The organism is Pararhizobium sp. (genome assembly GCF_035497515.1).
Lineage (GTDB): Bacteria > Pseudomonadota > Alphaproteobacteria > Rhizobiales > Rhizobiaceae > Pararhizobium.
In genome coordinates, this window is the sequence record NZ_DATJDJ010000091.1 from 1 (window position 1) to 19068 (window position 19068).

Sequence of the window (19068 nt, forward strand, 5' to 3'; positions counted from 1 at the left end):
CGTCGGCATCGCCGGCTATCACGGCGGCGCCGGTGACGCCTTCCGCGAATGCGTCGAATACCAGTTCATCATCGGCGGACAATGGGTCGCCCATCCGGGCAATATCATCGACTACACAGTCAATGTCACACGTCCCGACGACGCGGTGATGAAGGGCATCGCCGATTTCCCCTACACGTCCGAGCAGTATTACATGCATGTCGATCCTTCCAGCGAGGTGCTGGCGACGACCACGTTCACCGGCGACCACGCCTACTGGATCGATGGCGTGGTGATGCCGGTGGTCTGGAAGCGCAACTACGGCAAGGGCCGCGTTTTCTACTCGTCGCTCGGCCACGTGGCCAAGGAATTCGACGTGCCGCAGATGCGCACGATCTTCCGCCGCGGCGCCAACTGGGCGGCGCGGTGATTCACCCCGCGTCGGCCGCCCCTTTGCCTATCCCATGAGACGGTGGCCCGCCTCTCATGAAGGCGCCGGTACATTATTGGGACGCAGATATGCGGTAAGCGGTTTGGGCGTTGGACCGGCCTGAATTGCGCCGCATGCTCGATCAACTGCGCAATGGTGACACCGTCGTTGTCTGGAAGCTCGATCGGCTGTCATCTTCGCTGAAGGACGTCCTGCATCTGATGCTCGGATTGCCAGTGCTGGTGCCGGGTTTCGATCCCTGACCGAGCCGTTCCGGCAGACGCGAGGCCGGCAGGTCGGCGATGCGAGCAACGACATTGGCGAGCCAAGCCTTGGGATGAACACCGATCCTTGCCAGCATGCGATGGGCCGCAATCAGCACGCTTGCGCTGCCGATGGCACACCCGACGTCACCATCCCGACCATCCCGACCATCCCGACCATCGCGCTCTACCCGACCCCACAAGGATCATCGCTACGGAATGGAGGTCTGAGGCCATGAAAGCTGCCGTCTATCATCGCCGCGATCGGCTGAGCGCTGTGGCAATCGACGCCAGTTCGTTCGTTTCACAGAAACCTTTGCGGGCGGGTGGTTGACATATCCTCAAATCTATTTCCCGGTCGAGGTCGGGCGCTTTCCGGGCCAAGCCGTGAGTGCGATGTCGACCAGCCGCTTCAGCCGCACATTGCAGGCGCCATCGCAGGCCTGGGCGGACATGCCCTGGATGATCGCACCGTAGAAGCGTGCGAGCGTATCGGTATCGGTCTGCGCCGGTAATTCGCCCTCCTCGACGGCACGGTCAAAGCGGACTTTAAGAGTCTGCATCGACCTCTCCCGCAATGCCGCCGTCATCCGTGCGACGGACGCATTTTCTTCCGCATGCTGCAGGACGGCCGTCGAGACCATGCAACCTGGTGGCTTGTCCGGCTGGGTATCACCGTCAGCGATATCGTAGAGGTAGAGGCTCAGGGCTTCATAAACCGAAAGACTCGATTGCAGAACTTCCGACCGGCGGGTGTTTTCACGGGCAATGCTGAAGTCGAGGGCCTGACGATACAACTCTTCCTTTGAGCCGAAGGTCGAATAGAGCGTGGGGGGATTGATCCCCATGGCCTTCGTGAGGTCGGCGGTCGAGGTGCCCTCGTAGCCGCGTGCCCAAAACAATCGTGCCGCGATGTCGAGCCCGACGTCGCGATCGAGCACGCGCGGTCTGCCTCGTTTGCGGGCTGATTTCTCCATTAAAATAGCGATCCCTATTAAAGTGTTGACAGGTGCTTTCCGGCTCTTATTATAGCGGTCACTATTTAATTTAGCAACGGAGCGATTTATGTCCCAAAGACTAGCTGACAAGGTAGCCCTCATCACCGGAAGTTCGCGCGGTATCGGCAGGGCGGCTGCCCTTTCGTTTGCAAAGGAGGGTGCCGTGCTGATCGGCGTGCATTACACGGCCAACGCGGATGCGGCCAATGCCACGGTACGCGACATCGAGGCGCTCGGCGTCAAGGCCGTCGCCGTGAAGGCCGATCTCAGGCACGGCAAGGAGGCGGCCGACAGCCTCTGGGCGCAGTTCGGCGAAGCGGCGCGTGCGCAGACGGGCTCGTTCGCTCTGGACATTCTGGTGAACAATGCCGGCATTGCGCCCGCATTGCCATTGAAGCAGACGAGCGAAGCCGCCTTCGATGAGGTGATGACGATTAACTACAAGGCACCGTTCTTCCTGATCCAGACAGTTGCCGACCACATTCGCGACAACGGTCGCATCATCAATGTCTCGACTGGGTTTACGCGGATCGCGGCGCCGACGCATCCGGCCTATGCGGCCTCAAAGGGGGCGCTGGAGACGCTGACACTGGCGCTGGCACCCGAATTTGCGGCGCGCGGGATTACGGTCAATGCCGTGCTGCCGGGTGTGACGGAGACGGATATGAATGCCGAGTGGCTGGCATCGCCGGACGCGCGCGCGGGTGCCGAAGCACTTTCGGTGTTCTCACGTGTGGGAAAGCCGGAAGACGTAGCCGACGTTATCGCCTTCCTCGCATCGAACGATGCGCGTTGGACGACGGGCCAGATGATTGATGCGACGGGTGGCGCCCGGATCTGATCGGGCCGAGACTCTGCTATGTTTCCAGCGGTTGAAACCAGGCGGCATAGGGCATCTTCCTGACGAGGTGCCGGTTGATGTCCGGTTCCCCGTCAGTCCACCAAACAGGATCGCGCTGGCTGAGCGGATGGCAAGCGCGGTTCGGGATTCTCTCGTCCGGTCGAGGTTGAAGATCCGGTCGGATCGAACCTGACGGTCGGGGAGACGCCCGCGAAACGTATTATAGTGCAGCCCGCTGACGCAGGTCTGATGTTCCTTCATCAGCGGATTTCGGTGAAGACGAAGGAGCCGGTGCAGGCACCGATCAGCTTGACGTTCAGTCGCCGGTATGGACACGACGACCTTGCGCATGCTGGCCGGTCTCGAACATCCGACCGGCGGCAGGATCCTGATCGGCGGCAAGGACGTCACCATGCCGGCAACCCCGGTCGCCATCGGCTTCAAGGGACGCGGCATCACAATCATCAATGCCTGAATCCCGACTGCATAATTCCTTACATCGGAATCGATTTAATGAGAAAATTATGCAGCATATTTAAAGTGTTACAGCGCCGCGCGTCATATTTGACGCGCGGCGCTGTAACGATGGATCGGGCAGGGTCGGGGTGATCTTCAGTTCAACCGTTTGCCTGCCTCGTCGAAGAAGTGCAGACTGCCATGGTTTGCATGAACCGTTAGCTGCTCGTCCACCGCGATCCTTGTTCGTCCCGGAACGCGAAACACGATTGATTGCTGGTTTGGCAGGATGCCGTGTACATAGCTTTCGGCGCCCACCAGTTCGACGGCTGCGACAGTGGCGCGTATTTGGAAACCGTTGCCAAGGGAATTCGGCTCCGGCAGATACAGGTCCTCCGGGCGCACGCCCAGCGTTACGGCCCTCGAAGGAGCCACCGCGCTTTCCGCAAGCGACCAGGATGCAGAGGCTTCCATTGGCAGGAGATTCATCGAAGGCGACCCGATGAATGTCGCGACGAACGTCGTTTCCGGTTTCTCGTACAGTTCGATCGGTGTCCCGACCTGCTCGATGCGGCCGGCATTCAGCACCACAAGTCTGTCGGCCAGGGTCATGGCCTCCATCTGGTCATGGGTGACGTAGACGCTGGTTGTCGCCAGCGAGCGCTGCAGCCGCTTGATCTCGACACGCATCTGCACGCGCAGTTTCGCATCGAGATTGGAAAGGGGTTCATCGAACAGAAAGGCAGCCGGTTCGCGCACGATGGCGCGACCCATGGCGACGCGCTGGCGCTGGCCGCCGGAGAGCTGGCGCGGTTTGCGTTCGAGAAAGGGCTCGATCTCCAGCGCCTTCGCGGCAGCAACAATTCGCCGATCGATCTCGTCCTTGGGCGTGTTGCGGTTTTTCAGGCCGTAGGCGAGGTTCTGCCGCACGGTCATGTGGGGATAGAGCGCATAGTTCTGGAACACCATGGCGATATCGCGCTCCGACGGCTCCAGATCGTTGACGATGCGGCCACCAATCGAGATTTCGCCACCGGTGATGCTCTCCAGCCCTGCGATCATGCGCAGCAGCGTCGATTTTCCACATCCTGACGGGCCAACCAGCACCACGAACTCGCCATCCGCGATATCCAGCGAAACACCCTTGATCGCATCGACGCTGCCATATTTCTTGCGAACGTCATGAAGAGCAATATCGGCCATTATTTCTCCGTCTCCACGAGACCTTTGACAAACCAGTGCTGCATCAGCACCACGACGAGGATGGGCGGAATGATGGCGAGGATCGCCGTGACCATCACGTAATTCCAGGGCGTCGACGCGTCTGTGAAGTCCACCATACGGCGGAGCCCGATGATGATCGTGTTCATCTTCGCGTCGTTCGTGACGAGCAGGGGCCACAGATACTGGGTCCACCCATAGATGAACAGGATGACGAACAAGGCGGCAATATTGGTGCTGGACAGCGGCAGCAGGATGTCGCGCATGAAGCGGAATGGCCCCGCATTGTCGATGCGCGCGGCCTCCACCAGTTCGCCGGGAATGGTGAGGAAGAACTGCCGGAACAGGAAGGTCGCCGTTGCGGACGCCATCAGGGGAAGGGTCAATCCGGCATAGGTATCGATCAGACCGAGATCAACGATAACCTTGTAGGTCGGCAGAATGCGAACTTCGACGGGCAGCATCAGCGTGACGAAGATCATCCAGAAGAAGGCCATACGAAAGGGAAAGCGGAAGAACACGATGGCAAACGCGGACAGGAACGAGATGATGATCTTGCCAAGGGCGATCGCGATCGCGACGACAAAGGAGTTGAAGAGCAGCCGTTCGAGACTGACGCCAACGACACGCTCGACGCCCCCGGTCATCGCTTCCGTATAGTTCTCGACCAGGTGGCCACCCGGAAGCAGTGACATCGGAGGGCGGATGATCACCTCGGAAGTCGTCGTCGAGGCGATGAAGGTGTAATAGATCGGGAACGCGACGATGATGATGCCGACGATCAGGATGAAATGGCCGAACAGGCTGGCGATAGGACGTTTTTCGATCATGTCTTGCCCTCAACCATAATGGACCCGTTTTTCGACGAAGCGGAACTGGAAGGCAGTCAGGACGATCACGATGATCATCAGGATGACGGACTGCGCGGCAGACGATCCCAGGTTGAGATTGACGAAACCATCGTTGTAGACCTTGTAGACCAGGGTCTCCGTTGCCTTGGCCGGCCCGCCGCCCGTGACCGAATGGATGATGCCGAACGTGTCGAAGAACGCATAGACGGTGTTGACCACCAGCAGAAAAAACGTCGTCGGCGCGAGCAGGGGAAAGACGATGGTCCAGAAACGCCGGCTGCCGCGGGCGCCATCGATTGCGGCGGCTTCGAGGAGCGATTTCGGAATGGCCTGAAGTCCCGCCACGAAAAACAGGAAATTGTAGCTGATCTGTTTCCAGGCGGCCGCAACGACAACGAGCGCCATTGCCTGATTGCCGTTCAGGAGCGGGTCCCAGGCAATGCCGTTGCGTCGAAGCAGGTAGGCGAGCGTTCCCATGGCTGGGTTGAACATGAAAAGCCAGAGCATGCCGGCTACGGCGGGCGCGACCGCATAAGGCCAGATCAGAAGCGTGCGATAAAAGCCCTGGCCGCGAATAACCTTGTCGGCCGCGGTCGCCAGAAGCAGAGCGACGCCCATCGAGACCACCGCGGTCAACAGGGTGAAAACGACTGTGACCTGTACCGCATGGATATAGTTCGGATCGGACAGCACGTTTTTGAAGTTGGCAAGACCGACGAAGCCGCTCTTCAGGCCAAACGGATCCTGGCGCACCATGGACTGGTAGAGCGCCTGACTGGCTGGCCAGAAGAAGAAAATGAGTGTCAGCACGATCTGCGGCGCCACCAGCAGGTAGGGCAGGATCTTGTTGGGAAACGCGACAGTATGCACGGCTTCATCCTCGGGCAACGGGGCGATGAACAGCGGACCGAATTGCCGCCCGTGGGTTACCCGGGCGGCTTGGGATCGAATGTCGTGCCTTAGTTGCCGATGGCTTCGGCGATTGCCGCATTGCCACGTTCGACGGCCTTGTCGAGGGCTGCCTTGGCATCCTGCTTTCCGGCCAGCATCGCCTCGAACTCCTCGTTCATGATGTCGCGGACCTGCGGCAGGTTGACGAGGCGCACACCCTTGGAATTTTCCGTCGGGGCCTTGCCCATCATCTGCAGGATCGGCGTCTCCCGGCCCGGATTCTTGTCGTAGAAGCCGGATTTCTTGGTCTCTTCATAGGCAGCGTTCGTCACCGGCATATAGCCCGACACCTGATGCAGGCGCGCCTGAATCTTGGTCTGCGAGAGGAAGTTGAAGAACTGCGCAACGCCCTTGTATTCCTCGTCGCTCTTGCCGCCGAACACCCAGAGGCTGGCTCCGCCCGGAATGGTATTCTGCGGGCCATGTCCTTCATAATAGGGCAACTGGCCAATACCGTATTTGACCCCCGACTTGATGATGTCGCCGAGACCACCGGACGATTCCGTCAGGATCGCGCATTCGCCGGACATGAACAACTGCTTGGCTTCGGACGTGCGTCCGCCGTAGCGGAACGTGCCGTCCTTGGCCAGATCGGCGATTGCCTGGAAATGCTCGACGAACAGCGGCGAATTGAATTCCAGCGTGACGTCGTTGCCGCCAAGGCCGTTCTCGTTCGTACCATAGGCGACATTGTTCCAGGCGGCGAGATTCTCCGTCTGGATCCAGGTCAGCCATGTCGACGTGAAACCGCAGGATGCCGCGCCGCTGGTCTTGATCTTCTTTGCAGCCTCGAACACTTCGGGCCATGTCTTCGGTGGGTTCTCCGCGTCGAGGCCGGCCTTCGCAAAGATATCCTTGTTGTAATACATGATCGGCGAGGATGAATTATACGGGAATGACAGCATGGTGCCGTCAGGCTTGGAATAGTAGGCTACGATACCTGCGAGATACTGCGACTTGTCGAACGTGTAGCCGCCCTTCTGCAGCACGTCCGCCGCAGGCATGATGGCACCTTCGGCTCCCATCATGACACCGCTGCCTGCGTCGAATACCTGGATGATGGCAGGGGACTGATTGGCGCGAAACGCTGCGATGCCGGCATTCAGGGTTTCGGGATAGGTCCCCTTGAAAACGGGAGTGATCGTATAATCGCTCTGGCTCTCGTTGAATTCCTTGGCCAGTTGATTGACAACCTCGTTGTTGGCGCCGGTCATCGCGTGCCACCATTGCAGATCGGTGGCAGCGTCGGCGTCGACAGGCAGCGCCAGAGTGAATGCGAAAAGGGCCGTCGAGGCAGCCAACGAACGTTTGAACATGATTTTCCTCCACTAACGATGAAACAGAATGCAGTTGTCTCTGCAATTTCCGTGGCAGTCCTCCTCGACCGACACGGAAACCCTTGGTTTCAGGCTGGCACCGCCGCCATCACGCAATCTCAAAATTCACATAGAAGCGAAGTGGCATTTGTCGAGGATTTGAAGATCTTGTCGCAACGCCTGCCCCCGCGCCCCCCTGGAAAGGGGCCTCCACCCCATTTCTCCTTTGCAATCGTGTGCAAATGCTGCATCAGATGACTCGGTGTGTCAAACTCTTTCGCTTTAAAATATTGTGGTGGCTGTCAGATAACGTCTTGCACACAATTGCAAAATTGCGCGAGGGACAATCGTCCCTGGAACGACTGCCGAGGGTTCGTAGCCGACGATCACAAAGCTGTCGCTCTGAACGACTACAGCGCCGCGCGTCAGATATGACGCGCAAAGGTCGCTGTAACACTTTAAATGTGCTCCATAATTTTCTCCTTAAATCGATTCCGATGTAAGGAATTATGCAGTGGACGTTCCGGCGGTTCCTTCGAACTGCAAAAATTGAGATGTAAGCCAAGCCTGGCAAAAGCCTTCGGCGCCGTCTTGCAACGGTCGAGGACAGGCTTCCGTGCCGTCATGGATGTTCAGTCCAAACTCCCGGGTAGCGCGAAAGGGCGGGATGCATCATCCCGCCCTTTCAGATCAATTCAGCTTCACCGAGGGTTCACGCGCCCAGACCCGGAGTTTGCCGATCTCCTCGAAGAAGGTGGCAATAATGTTCTTGTCCGTGAGTTCGATCGTTCCCTCATCGAGATCGCCGGCGATCCCGGCTCTCTCCAGAAGCGGCAGGGCATCGCCGACATAGCCGATATATTTGCAATGCGCGAACGCGTCGGCGACGAAATCGCGCGCCGTTGCCTCCTGGACGAGATCCGCCACGTCATCCGCCGATACGACGAGCACCACGGCATCATAGAGCACAGACGGACCGCCATCGATCATCTGATGCGCGTCGATCCAGCTTCCATCCGACATGGTGACACCGCCGACCTTTGGCGCGATGATCTCGTAGACAGCCTTCTGCATTTTGAGATGATCGAGCAGAGCCTGGAAAACCTGAACATCGGCACCGTCTGTCAGAAGAATGCCGAGCTTGCGGCCTTCGAAACGCTTGGGACCGCGCTCGACGATGCTGAGCGCCGGCGAAGGTTCCAGGTCCTGCCGCGTCGGGACGGCGGCGTCGGCGGGCTTTGGCATGACCTTCAACGCAAGCCCATGTGCGACTTTTGCCGCAAGCGTCTCGTCGATGTTCATCAGGTGGGATACCATGCGTTCGCGGATCGCAGGCGTCTCGACCTTCGACAGTTCGAAGATCAGCGCGGCGGCGATGTGGCGCTGTTCCGGTGGTGTCTGGCTCAGGAAGAACTGCCGAGCCTGGCTGTAATGATCGGCAAAGCTTTCCGGCCGCAGCCGGATTTTTTGGCCGCGTTCTTCCGCCGGGAAATGGTGGTAGCCTTGTACCGGCGTCTCTCGCGGCCCCTCGCCAAACGAGTTCGGCTGGTAGTTGACGCGGCCTTGAGGATTGCGCATGGCCATGTGCCCGTCCTGCTGGAAATGGGCGAAGGGACACTTCGGCGCGTTGATCGGCAGGTGGGTGAAGTTCGGACTGCCGAGACGCTTCAACTGCGTGTCGAGATAGGAAAAGTTACGGCCCTGCAGCAGCGGGTCATTGGAAAAGTCGATGCCCGGCGGCACGTTCTGGGTCATGAACGCCACCTGCTCGGTCTCGGCGAAGAAATTGTCCGGCATCCGGTCGAGGACCAGGCGGCCGATCGGCTGGGGTTTCAGAACTTCTTCCGGAATGATCTTGGTCGGATCGAGCACGTCGAAGTCGAAATTGTCGGCGAATTCCTGGTCGAAGAGTTGCACCTGCAGTTCCCATTCCGGGAAATTGCCGGACTGGATCGCCTGCCAGAGATCGCGCCGGTGAAAATCCGGATCCGCCCCGTTGATCTTGACCGCCTCGTTCCAGGCAACCGACTGCAGGCCAAGTTTCGGTTTCCAGTGAAACTTCACGAAGGTGGACTCGTCCTTCGCGTTGACCAAGCGGAACGTGTGGACACCAAAGCCTTCCATGAACCGGAACGAGCGCGGAATGGTGCGGTCCGACATGATCCACATGACCATGTTCATGCTTTCCGGCGTCAGGCTGATGAAGTCCCAGAACGTGTCGTGCGCCGTCTGCGCCTGCGGAAACGCGCGGTCAGGCTCCGGCTTCGCGGCATGCACGACGTCGGGAAACTTGATGGCATCCTGGATGAAGAAGACAGGAATGTTGTTGCCGACAAGGTCCCAGTTGCCTTCCTTCGTGTACATCTTCACGGCAAAGCCGCGCACATCGCGCGCAAGATCGGCAGAGCCCTTGCTGCCGGCAACCGTCGAGAAGCGCACGAAGACAGGCGTGCGTTCGCCGGCGCGCTGGAAAAGATCGGCGCGAGTGTAAGCGGCCAGCGAATCGTAGGTTTCGAAAAATCCGTGGGCACCATAGCCCCGCGCGTGCACGACCCGTTCGGGAATGCGCTCATGGTCAAAATGGAAGATCTTTTCGCGGAAATGGAAATCGTCCATGAGAAGCGGGCCGCGCGGGCCGACACGCAGGGAGTTCTGGTCATCGGAGACCGGGCCGCCCTGCGCCGTGGTGAGCACCGGCGCCCCGTCCTCGGCAAACTGGTGAAGCTCTCCGCCGTCTCCTCGATGCAGTTTCTGGTCGTGAATGGTGGCGATATTGGCGGTCGCCGTCGGTGTGGATTTCTTCGCCATGATGGGGTCCCCGTCTGGAAGTGAACGGATGACAATCAGCGAAACGGCATTTGGTTCCGGCGGGAAGGGCTTGGTCGAGATCGTCGACCGTGGATTCCGATGGCCCCAACGGATACCTTGCCAGGCTAGGGAAATATGATAGTAGTGCTCAATTATTTTGGAGGCTTTGCCGTCTAATCCCGTCCGTTGCGCTGGTTCCAACGGCAATCTGACCTCTCAAAGGAAGAAGTGACGGCACATGAGCTTCTGGCATTCCATGTCCTGGAAAACCGAAGGCATCCGGGTCACGGCTCCGGTTCAATGGCGGCAATATGACGGGTTCGTCAGTGTGCTTTGGGAGGCGGAGAGCCAGGCTGGCGCCAGTGGTTATTATCTCTCCGACGATCCTCGTATCATGTTCTTTTTCAACGATGTTTCGTCCAACGTCCGCATCTCGAACGAAAACGATAATTTTGCGAGGAATTCGCGTCCGATGGCGCGGGCGGTCTATGTTCCGGCCGGCGTTCCGTTGTGGACCGGCAGTCGCAAGACGCACAGCTTCAGTCATCTCAATCTGCACCTCCATCGTGACCGGGTGCTGAGATATCTCGCTCCATCGATTGGTTCTTCCGCCGCACAGACAGCCTTGCGCCGTTCGGTGGAACTTCAGGACGTGCCGGCGCTCGACGCCTTGGCGAAACTGCTGGCCGACGAGATCAAGAACCCGTCCAGGCATGCAGTCTATGCGGAAAGCCTTGTCGGCAGCATCGTCGCGGGGCTCCTCGATATTCCCCCGGAACGGGAAGAGAGCACTGGCGGAAGGCTGACGCAGGCTCAGATGAACAAGCTGCTGGCGCATATCGACGGCCTCGGCGACTACCGGATGTCCGTTGCCGAAATGGCAGCGATCGTCGGGCTTTCCGAGAGCTGGTTTGCCAGTGTTTTCAAGCAGACCACCGGCAAGACCCCGCTGCAATGGCAACTGACCAAACGCGTCGAGCTTTCGAAGCAACTGCTCGGCGAAAGCGATCTCACCGTGGCCAGCATCGCGGCGCAGCTCGGGTTTTCCGATCAGGCACACCTGACAAAGGTGTTTCGCCAGATCGTTGGCGAGACACCGGCCGCCTGGCGGCGCATGCGGCAAGTGCGACAGGCATAAAGTCCCGTCCGCGATGATGCGGACGGGACGATTTTTCATTACCAGGTTTGGCGCAGTGTCGCCATGACCGTACGGCCGGGGTTGTAGTAGTACGCGCCGCCATCATCGTTCGCGATGTGCTTCTCATCGAACAGGTTGGTGGCATTCACCTGGAACGTGGTGTTTTCCTGGATCTTGTACGTATAGGCGGCGTCGAAGACCACGGCGCCATCCGACTTGCGGGTATTGTCGTTGTCGAAATAGTAGGATCCGATATAACGAGCGCCAAGCCCGAAGGTCATGTCGCCACGCTTTCCGTTGCCCTCCAGCGTATAGTCGGCCCAGATCGAAGCCATGTGCTCCGGCACCTGCGCGAAGCTCTTGCCATTGTAGCCGCTGACATTGCCAGGTTCCTCGATCGTGCTGTCGATATAGCCATAGGCGGCGATCACGTTGATATTGTTCGTCACCTCAACCTTAGCCTCCAGATCGAGGCCGCGATGGCGAACCTTGTCGATTGTCGCCGGCAGGTATGTCGGTGCTTCGTAGGTCGTGATGTTTTCCATCGTCAGATCGTAGACGGAGGCACTGAACAGTCCGGGAAACGCGTCCGGCTGATACTTGACGCCCATTTCATACTGGGTGCCGACCGTCGGCTCGACCCCGGCACTCGGCGGCGCGACGGATTCGGCATAGCTGACATAGGTCGCCAGCTCATCGGTGATCTTGTAGCTCACGCCAACACGCTTGCTGAATTCGCTGACGTCCGATGCGCCGCTGAACGGGCCGGTATAGAGATTGTCACCTTCTTCCTTGAGGTCGAACCAGTCATTGCGCAGGCCGACGCTGACAGTCAGCTTATCGAAAAAGGTCATATCCTCCTGCAGATAGACCGCCTTGGTCCTTTGGCTGGCCGTCTTGACTTCGTAGGGCGCAAACGCGCCCGGTCCGCCGGAATAGACCGGGTTCTGCCAGTCGATCTGCGGTGCGGCAGCGTAGTAAGTGTCATTGTCGGAATCGAGCTTGTTATATTCGACGCCGAAGAGCGTGCGACTTTCGACATTGTCGTTGACGTTCGCTTCGTAGAGGATGTGAGCATCGATGATGAACTGGTCGGTGGACTTGTCGCTGCCGAAATACGAGCGATCAATCATATTGTCCGCCGGGTCGCTGGCGCCCAGTGCATCCCAGATATAGGCGTAGCCAAATCCGGCATCGGACGAGCTGGATCGGGCACTGGCGTTGAAGCTCAAGCCGTTTTCGAAATCATGATCGAGAATGATGCTGTAGGTGTTGCGGTTCATATCGTTGTAATTGTAGTCCGGCTCGCCAAAGAACCGGCTCCGGTCGAGATCCGTGAACCTCGGCTGGCCGCCGCCGCTCGGTGTGCCGTCCTTGTCCAGATGATCGAAGACGAAGGACAGGCTGGTTGCATCGGTGGGACGCCAGGTGATGCCGCCCATGATGAAGTTTTCATCGTCCTGCGAATAATCGTATTCGGCATCCGACCGCTGGAACTTGCCGGTCAGGCGATAGGAGAGCGTGTTGTCCTCGGTCAGGTTATCCCCGAAGTCGAACCCTGCTTCCTTGTGGGAGAACGAGCCGCCGGTGCCGTAGACCTCGCCGAAACGTTCGCTCCTCGGCAGCTTGGTCACGTAGTTCACCGAGCCTCCCGGATCGGAAACGCCGAAGCCGGTGGAGTTGGCACCTTTCAGCACTTCCACGCGCTCGAAGGCATAGGGTTCTTCCAGAAGCCCGCCCCAGCTTCGGCCGATTGCCAGTCCATCGCGATAAGTGAAGGGGCTGAAGCCGCGAATCTTGAAGTAATCGTAGCGGTCGTCCGAACCGTAGTAGTCGGTCACGACGCCAGCCGTATACTGCACGACCTGCTCGATGGTGTTCGCGCCGCGCTGTTCGATTTCCCTGGCGGTGATGACGGAAACGGAGGCTGGAGTGGTCAGGATTTCGGCCGGCATCTTGCCGACGCCGGTCGTTTCTGTTGCGACAATGGACTTGGAATCGTTGTCCGTGTTGAGCATGCTTCCGCTGCTCCCACCCTCGACCACAAGCGTCTCTAGAGCGGTTGCGTCTGTAGAGTTGGCTTCCTGCGCAAACGAGAGGGCAGGCGTCAAGGCGATGAGTGCCGTGCAACCCAGAAGAAATGCGTTTCGGTAACGCATAGGCGCCCGCGTCGAGCAGCGGCCGGTTTGATCGATGTCCATCTTCATATTCCAATTGACCTAAAGACTGAAAAGCGGTCGGCTCCATCGCTGAAGCCATGTGAGGCCGTCGAGCAATCCCGCGTCCGGCTCACAGCGCATGGTCCCCGCGCTGGATTCGCCCCCGGCCTGAAGTCGTCGTCCCCAATGACCTGCTATTAACTGGAGTGGATTTGTATAGTATTGTACATTTCCCCGGTTTTGTACGATTCGATGGCAATCTCCACGCACTTTCTGGGTATCCGCCGCTTTGCCGTTGACGCCACGCAATTAAGCTGAGAATTGGGGTCAACTTATAATATTGAATGGAGTGTGGCGATGAAGCTGTTCCGTTTCGCCGTACTGGCAACGATGGTTTCGTTATGGATTGGCGCAAAAGACAGCGCGCGTGCGGCAGAGAGCGTTTCCTATCCCATCAGCATCGAGCATGCGTTCGGCACCACCGTCATCGACAGGAAGCCGGAGCGGGTCGCAACCGTCGCCTGGGCGAATCATGAAGTGCCGCTGGCGCTGGGCATCGTGCCGGTCGGCATGGCGCGCGCCAATTTCGGCGATGACGACGGCGACGGCATCCTGCCTTGGGTCGCCGCACGGCTGGACGAACTCAAGGCCGAAAAGCCTGTTCTGTTCGACGAGGGTGACGGGATCGACTTCGAGGCGGTCGCCGCCACCCGTCCCGACGTCATTCTCGCCGCCTATTCCGGCCTCAGTCAGTCGGATTACGATACGCTGAGCCAGATCGCGCCCGTTATCGCCTATCCGGAGGCGCCATGGTCGACGGACTGGCGGGAAACGATCCGGCTGGACAGCGCGGGTCTCGGTATGGCTGGCGAAGGCGACGCGCTGATCGCCGATATCGAGACCGATATCGCCGCCACGCTCGCGGCGCATCCTGAACTCAAGGGCAAATCGGCGATGTTCATCACGCATTTGAGTGCGTGGGATCTCAGCACCGTCAACTTCTACACGACCAATGATACGCGGGTGAAGTTCTTCGCCGACCTTGGGCTTGCGTCGCCGAAGAGCGTGAACGATGCGTCTCTGCCAGGCAAGTTCTCCGGCTCCGTCAGCGCCGAGCAGATCGATGCTTTCGATGATGTCGATATCCTCGTCACCTATGGCGACAGCATGCTTTTCGACGCGCTGAAGGCCAACGCTTTGATGATGCATATGCCGGCGGTGTCACAGGAATCGATTGTGATGCTGGGAAACAATGCGGTCGGCACCGCGGCCAATCCGACGCCGCTGTCGATCCGGTGGATTTTGAAGGACTATGTGACGCTGCTGAGTGAGGCGGCCAAGAAGTCGAAATGACCGCAGGTATCCTGAAGACATCCAATGGGCGCTGGTTGGCCGCATCCGGCTCCAACCGGACACGAAGCCTTTGGCTTTTCGGCCTGGTCGCGCTTCTGGCCATGTTCATCGTCCTCTCAGTGACGGTTGGAACGCGTCATGTCGCCTGGGCCGATATCATTGCGGCCATTGGCGGCGCGCAGGACAATATCGGCCGGGCATCGGTCGCCCTGCGCATTCCACGAACGCTGCTGGCGTTGCTCGCAGGAGGAGCGCTGGGGCTGTCCGGTGCCGTCATGCAGGGCGTGACGCGCAATCCGCTGGCCGATCCCGGCATTCTCGGCATCAACATGGGGGCGTCGCTCGCGGTCGTCGTCGGGGTCGCCTGGTTCGGCATGTCGTCCGCCTATGCGTATATATGGACCGCGATTCTCGGCGCGGCAGGCGCCGCGATCTTCGTCTATGCCATCGGCTCGATGGGGAGAGGCGGCGCGACGCCTCTGAAACTGGCGCTCGCCGGTGCCGCGACGTCGGTCGCATTTTCATCGCTGGTGATCGCCATCGTCTTGCCGCGGGGCGATATCGCCGGCGGCATCCAGTCCTGGCAGATCGGTGGCGTCGGTGGGGCGACCTATCAGCGTATTCTGCCGGTCCTGCCGTTTCTCGCTGTCGGTTTCGTCGTCAGCCTGCTCTCCGCCAGAAAGCTGAATTCCCTTGCGCTCGGTGATGATCTGGCGGCTGGCCTTGGCGAAAACGTCGCGGTGGCCCGGGCTGTTGCGTTTCTTGGCGCCATCCTGCTCTGCGGGGCGATAACGGCCGTCTGCGGGCCGATCGGTTTCCTTGGGTTGGTCGTGCCGCATGTCTGCCGGTTGTTGATCGGCGTCGATCACCGCTGGCTGCTGCCGTTTTCGGCACTCGGTGGCGCCTGCCTGCTGCTTGCGGCGGATGTTCTCGGGCGCATCGTCGCGCGCCCCGCCGAAATCGATGTCGGCATCGTCACTGCGCTGGTTGGTGCGCCATTCTTCATCTGGATTGTCCGGCGCCAGCGGGTGAGGGACCTGTGACCATGCAGACCTTCACCATCGATGTCGTCATCGCGAACCGCCGCCGCCGCGCGCGCCGGTATTTTGTTGTCCTTGCGGTGTTGTTGGCCCTCGTCGTGTCGATCTTCGCGGTCACGCTGTCGGTGGGGCAAACCATGACGCCGCCTGGTGATGTCCTGCGGGTGCTGTTCGGCGAACCCGTTCCGGGTGCGGCCTTCAGTGTCGGGCAACTCAGGCTGCCACGCGCCGTGCTGTCCGTTCTCGCCGGGCTTTGCTTCGGGCTGGGCGGGGTGGCGTTTCAGGTGATGCTCCGCAATCCGCTTGCAAGCCCGGATATCATCGGAATTACCTCCGGTGCTGGAGCCGCCGCCGTCTTCGCCATTGTCGTCCTGTCGATGAGCGGACCGATGGTGTCGGTTTTCGCCATCGTTGCCGGTCTTGTCGTGGCGCTCCTCGTCTACGGCCTTTCCTTTCGCAACGGTGTCGCCGGAACACGTCTTATCCTCGTCGGCATCGGCGTATCGGCCATGCTGCAAAGCGTCATCGCCTATATCCTGCAGTCCGCACCCGCATGGAGCCTTCAGGAAGCGATGCGCTGGCTGACGGGCAGCGTCAACGGCGCGCAACTCGACCAGGCCCTGCCGCTGCTGCTCGCTCTTCTGTTCTTCGGCGGTCTTCTCGTCAGCCGCAGCCGCGATCTGGATGCCTTGCGCCTCGGAGACGACATGGCGGCCGCCCTTGGTACCCGCGTCTCGCAAACCCGGATGCTGGTGATGATCGCAGCCGTCGGTCTGATCGCATCGGCGACCGCTGCAACGGGGCCGATCGCCTTCGCCGCCTTCCTGTCGGGTCCGATTGCCGGCCGGATCGTTCGGAACGCCGGATCGCTGCTGATCCCGTCGGCGCTGACGGGCGCCGTTCTCGTTCTTGCTGCCGATTATGTCGGGCAACACTTTCTGCCAGGCCGATACCCTGTCGGGGTCGTCACCGGCGCATTGGGGGCACCGTACCTGATCTACCTCATCATTCGCGTCAACCGGATCGGAGGCTCGCTATGACCGATCATCTGCTCGTCGCCAGCGGCCTGTCGGCCGGCTATGACAAAACCGAAATCCTGCATGGGTTGGACCTGACGATTCCTCCGGGCAAGATCACCGTGATCGTCGGCGCCAATGCCTGCGGCAAGTCCACGTTCCTGCGGACTCTGTCGCGGCTGATCGCGCCCAGCCAGGGGCAGGTTCTTCTGGACGGCAAGTCCATCCATCGCATGCCTTCGCGAGACCTCGCACGGATATTGGGCCTTTTGCCACAGTCGCCGATCGCGCCGGAGGGCATCACAGTCGCCGATCTGGTCAGCCGCGGGCGGCATCCGCACCAGAGCCTGTTTTCCCGCTGGACCCGGCAGGACGACGAAGCGGTCGATAGCGCGCTTGCGGTCACCAAGACCTTCGACCTCGCCGAGCGGCCGGTCGACGAACTCTCCGGCGGCCAGCGGCAGCGGGTCTGGATCGCCATGGCACTGGCGCAGCAGACCGATATCCTGTTGCTCGACGAGCCGACGACCTTTCTCGATATCAACCACCAGATCGAGGTGCTCGATCTCCTGCTGGATCTGAACGGCACGCGCGGCACCACCGTGGTCATGGTTCTGCACGACCTCAACCTTGCCGCCCGTTATGCCGATCACCTCGTCGCTCTGGCGGACGGTCGCGTGCACATATCGGGCGCGCCGGAAGAGGTGCTGACCGAAGAGACCGTGCGGGATGTCTTCGGTCTCGACAGCCGGGTCATCAAGGATCCGACATCCGGGCGGCCGATCATGCTGCCGATCGGACGACACCGGATGGCTGCGCCGATCGATGAGGATGCCCGCAACGCGTCACAAAAGGAGAAAACCGCATGAACGAGCTACCGTCCTTCAAACTGTCCGGCGTGGCCGTCCCCAGCAATGCCGCGGATATGCTGGATGAGATCTGCGAACATTTCGTCGAACATGCCGACGTGGAGCGAGCGGGCGATCTGGTCGTGCTGAAAAGCGACGTCGGTGTCGCGCGTATCGAGATCGATGCCGGCCGCCTTCTGATCGATCTCGACTGTCCGACTGCCGAAACCTTGCACATGAGCCGCACGATCCTTGCGGAACACCTTTTCTATTTTGCCGAGGACCAGCCGTTCGAGCTCACATGGACGCAAGCCGCGTCCTTGTCGAGGCCGCCGAATCTGCAGGAGGTAACGGTCGTGTCGACGGAAGACGTCACCCCGCATATGCGTCGTGTCGTCTTCTCCTGCGCCGACATCACGCCATTTGTCGGGGGTGACATGCATGTTCGCCTGCTGGTGCCGCCGAAAGGCAGAGCGCCTGTCTGGCCCGGTTTTCGTGACGATGGCCGCCTCGCCTGGCCTGAAGGCGAGGACGAACTTGTGGTTCGCGTCTACACGATCCGAGCGGTCGATACCGCGCGCGGCGAATTGTCGATCGACTTCCTGCAGCATCCGGCCCCCGGGATTTCGACGCCCGGTGCCGATTTCGCGCGTGACGCACGGCCCGGAGACGTGGCGGCCATCATCGGGCCAGGTGGCGGCAGTCTTCCCGTGGCGGAAACCATGCTTCTGATCGGCGACGAGAGCGCCTTGCCGGCCATTGCGCGGATCGCGGCCGAGGTCCCTGCCGGGACGCGGATGCGGGCCATCATTGAAATTGAGGACGAGGCGGAAGAGCAGTCGCTTCCCACGGCCGGTATGCTCGACATGCGCTGGCTGCACCGGAGCAGCTATCCTGAGCACGCCACCGGGCATCTTCTGGCCGAGGCCAAAGCCGTGATCGACAGCGTCGATCGGGAGACGTTCGTCTGGGCCGCCTGCGAAAAACAGGACATCCGCGCCCTCCGATCGTTCCTCAAGGAACGGCAGCATGACCGAAAGAAAATGTATGTCGCCTGGTATTGGGAGAGAAATTCTCGGTGATCCATCAGGCGGGCACGGGGAGATCCAGTTGCGGTAGGCGATTATATCCAGGATGCCGGCGAGGCCGTCCCGGCCGTGCGCGGATCACGTGCCTTCCATGTTTGAAGTCGAGGGTTCAGCGGCAGGCCGGAATGATGGCGCACGCATGCATTGCCGGCAATCTCAGCGAACGGAGATGTCCGAAACAGCGTTCCTGACGATCGTGCCGTCCAAAGTCACGGAAACATCGACCTGGTATTGCCCGGCAGGCAGCGAACGCTTTTTTCCGGCGAAAGCGGAATAGGCAGCCTTGTTCCGCTCGAGTGGTTCGCCAATATG

Annotated in this window: 16 protein-coding genes and 2 pseudogenes; 10 read left to right on the top strand and 8 right to left on the bottom strand. The window is 60.1% G+C overall.

Annotated features, from left to right (window positions below; translation table 11 throughout):
* Both VL202_RS09685 and VL202_RS09690 read left to right on the top strand, forming a co-directional pair.
* The coding region (locus VL202_RS09685; RefSeq protein WP_325463914.1) for a ThuA domain-containing protein at positions 1-409 on the top strand (409 nt) is incomplete at its 5' end.
* A 113-nt stretch (positions 410-522) separates the two neighbouring features.
* Positions 523-692: pseudogene (locus VL202_RS09690) on the top strand (recombinase family protein); the annotation flags it as partial.
* Positions 693-1019: 327 nt separating this feature from the next.
* Here the strand turns inward: VL202_RS09690 and VL202_RS09695 are convergent.
* Positions 1020-1649 carry a TetR/AcrR family transcriptional regulator gene (locus tag VL202_RS09695; protein WP_325463916.1) on the bottom strand — a complete coding sequence of 210 codons (630 nt, stop codon included), beginning with the start codon at positions 1647-1649 and terminating at the stop codon, positions 1020-1022.
* Between the two features lie 88 nt (positions 1650-1737).
* Here VL202_RS09695 and VL202_RS09700 point away from each other — a divergent pair, with 88 nt between their 5' ends.
* A complete protein-coding gene (locus tag VL202_RS09700; RefSeq protein ID WP_325463917.1) occupies positions 1738-2511 on the top strand; it encodes an SDR family oxidoreductase in 774 nt (257 codons plus the stop codon).
* Between the two features lie 144 nt (positions 2512-2655).
* Here VL202_RS09700 and VL202_RS09705 read toward each other — a convergent pair.
* Positions 2656-2828, bottom strand: a pseudogene (locus VL202_RS09705) (GlxA family transcriptional regulator); the annotation flags it as partial.
* An 11-nt stretch (positions 2829-2839) separates the two neighbouring features.
* On the opposite strand from VL202_RS09705, the gene VL202_RS09710 reads away from it, so the two are divergent.
* A complete protein-coding gene (locus VL202_RS09710) occupies positions 2840-2986 on the top strand; it encodes a hypothetical protein (RefSeq protein WP_325463930.1) in 147 nt (48 codons plus the stop codon).
* Positions 2987-3123: 137 nt separating this feature from the next.
* Here the strand turns inward: VL202_RS09710 and VL202_RS09715 are convergent, their stop codons facing one another.
* The 5 genes from VL202_RS09715 to catE form a co-directional block, all read right to left on the bottom strand.
* Positions 3124-4170: a sn-glycerol-3-phosphate import ATP-binding protein UgpC gene (locus VL202_RS09715; protein ID WP_325463918.1), complete on the bottom strand. Its 1047-nt coding sequence runs from the start codon at positions 4168-4170 to the stop codon at positions 3124-3126.
* Positions 4170-5018: a sn-glycerol-3-phosphate ABC transporter permease UgpE gene (gene ugpE, locus VL202_RS09720; RefSeq protein WP_325463919.1), complete on the bottom strand. Its 849-nt coding sequence runs from the start codon at positions 5016-5018 to the stop codon at positions 4170-4172. The genes VL202_RS09715 and ugpE overlap by 1 nt, the downstream gene beginning before the upstream one ends.
* 9 nt (positions 5019-5027) lie before the next feature.
* Positions 5028-5909, bottom strand: a complete 882-nt coding sequence (gene ugpA / locus VL202_RS09725) for a sn-glycerol-3-phosphate ABC transporter permease UgpA (RefSeq protein ID WP_325463920.1) — start codon at positions 5907-5909, stop codon at positions 5028-5030.
* 89 nt (positions 5910-5998) lie between these two features.
* Positions 5999-7306, bottom strand: coding sequence for a sn-glycerol-3-phosphate ABC transporter substrate-binding protein UgpB (gene ugpB / locus VL202_RS09730; protein WP_325463921.1), 1308 nt, complete (start codon positions 7304-7306; stop codon positions 5999-6001).
* Between the two features lie 690 nt (positions 7307-7996).
* On the bottom strand, positions 7997-10114 hold the full coding sequence (gene catE / locus VL202_RS09735; RefSeq protein WP_325463922.1) for a catalase C: 2118 nt from the start codon (positions 10112-10114) through the stop codon (positions 7997-7999).
* A 238-nt stretch (positions 10115-10352) separates the two neighbouring features.
* Between catE and VL202_RS09740 the strand changes: the two genes are divergently transcribed.
* The gene (locus tag VL202_RS09740; protein ID WP_325463923.1) at positions 10353-11252 is read left to right on the top strand and encodes an AraC family transcriptional regulator; all 900 of its coding nucleotides are present in this window, start codon (positions 10353-10355) and stop codon (positions 11250-11252) included.
* A 38-nt stretch (positions 11253-11290) separates the two neighbouring features.
* Here the strand turns inward: VL202_RS09740 and VL202_RS09745 are convergent, their stop codons facing one another.
* Positions 11291-13453: a TonB-dependent siderophore receptor gene (locus VL202_RS09745; protein WP_325463924.1), complete on the bottom strand. Its 2163-nt coding sequence runs from the start codon at positions 13451-13453 to the stop codon at positions 11291-11293.
* Between the two features lie 315 nt (positions 13454-13768).
* Here VL202_RS09745 and VL202_RS09750 point away from each other — a divergent pair, with 315 nt between their 5' ends.
* From VL202_RS09750 to VL202_RS09770, 5 genes are read left to right on the top strand one after another with little or no spacing between them, the layout of a single operon-like run.
* Positions 13769-14764, top strand: coding sequence for an iron-siderophore ABC transporter substrate-binding protein (locus tag VL202_RS09750; protein ID WP_325463925.1), 996 nt, complete (start codon positions 13769-13771; stop codon positions 14762-14764).
* A complete protein-coding gene (locus tag VL202_RS09755; protein WP_325463926.1) occupies positions 14761-15807 on the top strand; it encodes an iron ABC transporter permease in 1047 nt (348 codons plus the stop codon). The genes VL202_RS09750 and VL202_RS09755 overlap by 4 nt, the downstream gene beginning before the upstream one ends.
* A 2-nt stretch (positions 15808-15809) precedes the next feature.
* On the top strand, positions 15810-16844 hold the full coding sequence (locus tag VL202_RS09760) for a FecCD family ABC transporter permease (protein WP_414692830.1): 1035 nt from the start codon (positions 15810-15812) through the stop codon (positions 16842-16844).
* Complete coding sequence (locus VL202_RS09765) at positions 16841-17689, top strand: ABC transporter ATP-binding protein (protein WP_325463928.1); 849 nt, start codon at positions 16841-16843, stop codon at positions 17687-17689. The genes VL202_RS09760 and VL202_RS09765 overlap by 4 nt, the downstream gene beginning before the upstream one ends.
* Positions 17686-18750: a DUF2218 domain-containing protein gene (locus VL202_RS09770; protein ID WP_325463929.1), complete on the top strand. Its 1065-nt coding sequence runs from the start codon at positions 17686-17688 to the stop codon at positions 18748-18750. Before VL202_RS09765 ends, VL202_RS09770 begins: the two co-directional genes overlap by 4 nt.
* Positions 18751-19068 lie beyond the last annotated feature (318 nt).

Coding starts and splice junctions, on each gene's coding strand:
- VL202_RS09700 (WP_325463917.1), top strand. CDS start 1,738: ATGTCCCAAAGACTAGCTGACAAGGTAGCCCTCATCACCGGAAGTTCG.
- VL202_RS09750 (WP_325463925.1), top strand. CDS start 13,769: ATGAAGCTGTTCCGTTTCGCCGTACTGGCAACGATGGTTTCGTTATGG.
- VL202_RS09770 (WP_325463929.1), top strand. CDS start 17,686: ATGAACGAGCTACCGTCCTTCAAACTGTCCGGCGTGGCCGTCCCCAGC.
- VL202_RS09760 (WP_414692830.1), top strand. CDS start 15,810: ATGCAGACCTTCACCATCGATGTCGTCATCGCGAACCGCCGCCGCCGC.
- VL202_RS09745 (WP_325463924.1), bottom strand. CDS start 13,453: ATGGACATCGATCAAACCGGCCGCTGCTCGACGCGGGCGCCTATGCGT.
- VL202_RS09765 (WP_325463928.1), top strand. CDS start 16,841: ATGACCGATCATCTGCTCGTCGCCAGCGGCCTGTCGGCCGGCTATGAC.
- VL202_RS09695 (WP_325463916.1), bottom strand. CDS start 1,649: ATGGAGAAATCAGCCCGCAAACGAGGCAGACCGCGCGTGCTCGATCGC.
- VL202_RS09710 (WP_325463930.1), top strand. CDS start 2,840: ATGGACACGACGACCTTGCGCATGCTGGCCGGTCTCGAACATCCGACC.
- ugpE (WP_325463919.1), bottom strand. CDS start 5,018: ATGATCGAAAAACGTCCTATCGCCAGCCTGTTCGGCCATTTCATCCTG.
- VL202_RS09715 (WP_325463918.1), bottom strand. CDS start 4,170: ATGGCCGATATTGCTCTTCATGACGTTCGCAAGAAATATGGCAGCGTC.
- catE (WP_325463922.1), bottom strand. CDS start 10,114: ATGGCGAAGAAATCCACACCGACGGCGACCGCCAATATCGCCACCATT.
- VL202_RS09740 (WP_325463923.1), top strand. CDS start 10,353: ATGAGCTTCTGGCATTCCATGTCCTGGAAAACCGAAGGCATCCGGGTC.
- ugpB (WP_325463921.1), bottom strand. CDS start 7,306: ATGTTCAAACGTTCGTTGGCTGCCTCGACGGCCCTTTTCGCATTCACT.
- VL202_RS09755 (WP_325463926.1), top strand. CDS start 14,761: ATGACCGCAGGTATCCTGAAGACATCCAATGGGCGCTGGTTGGCCGCA.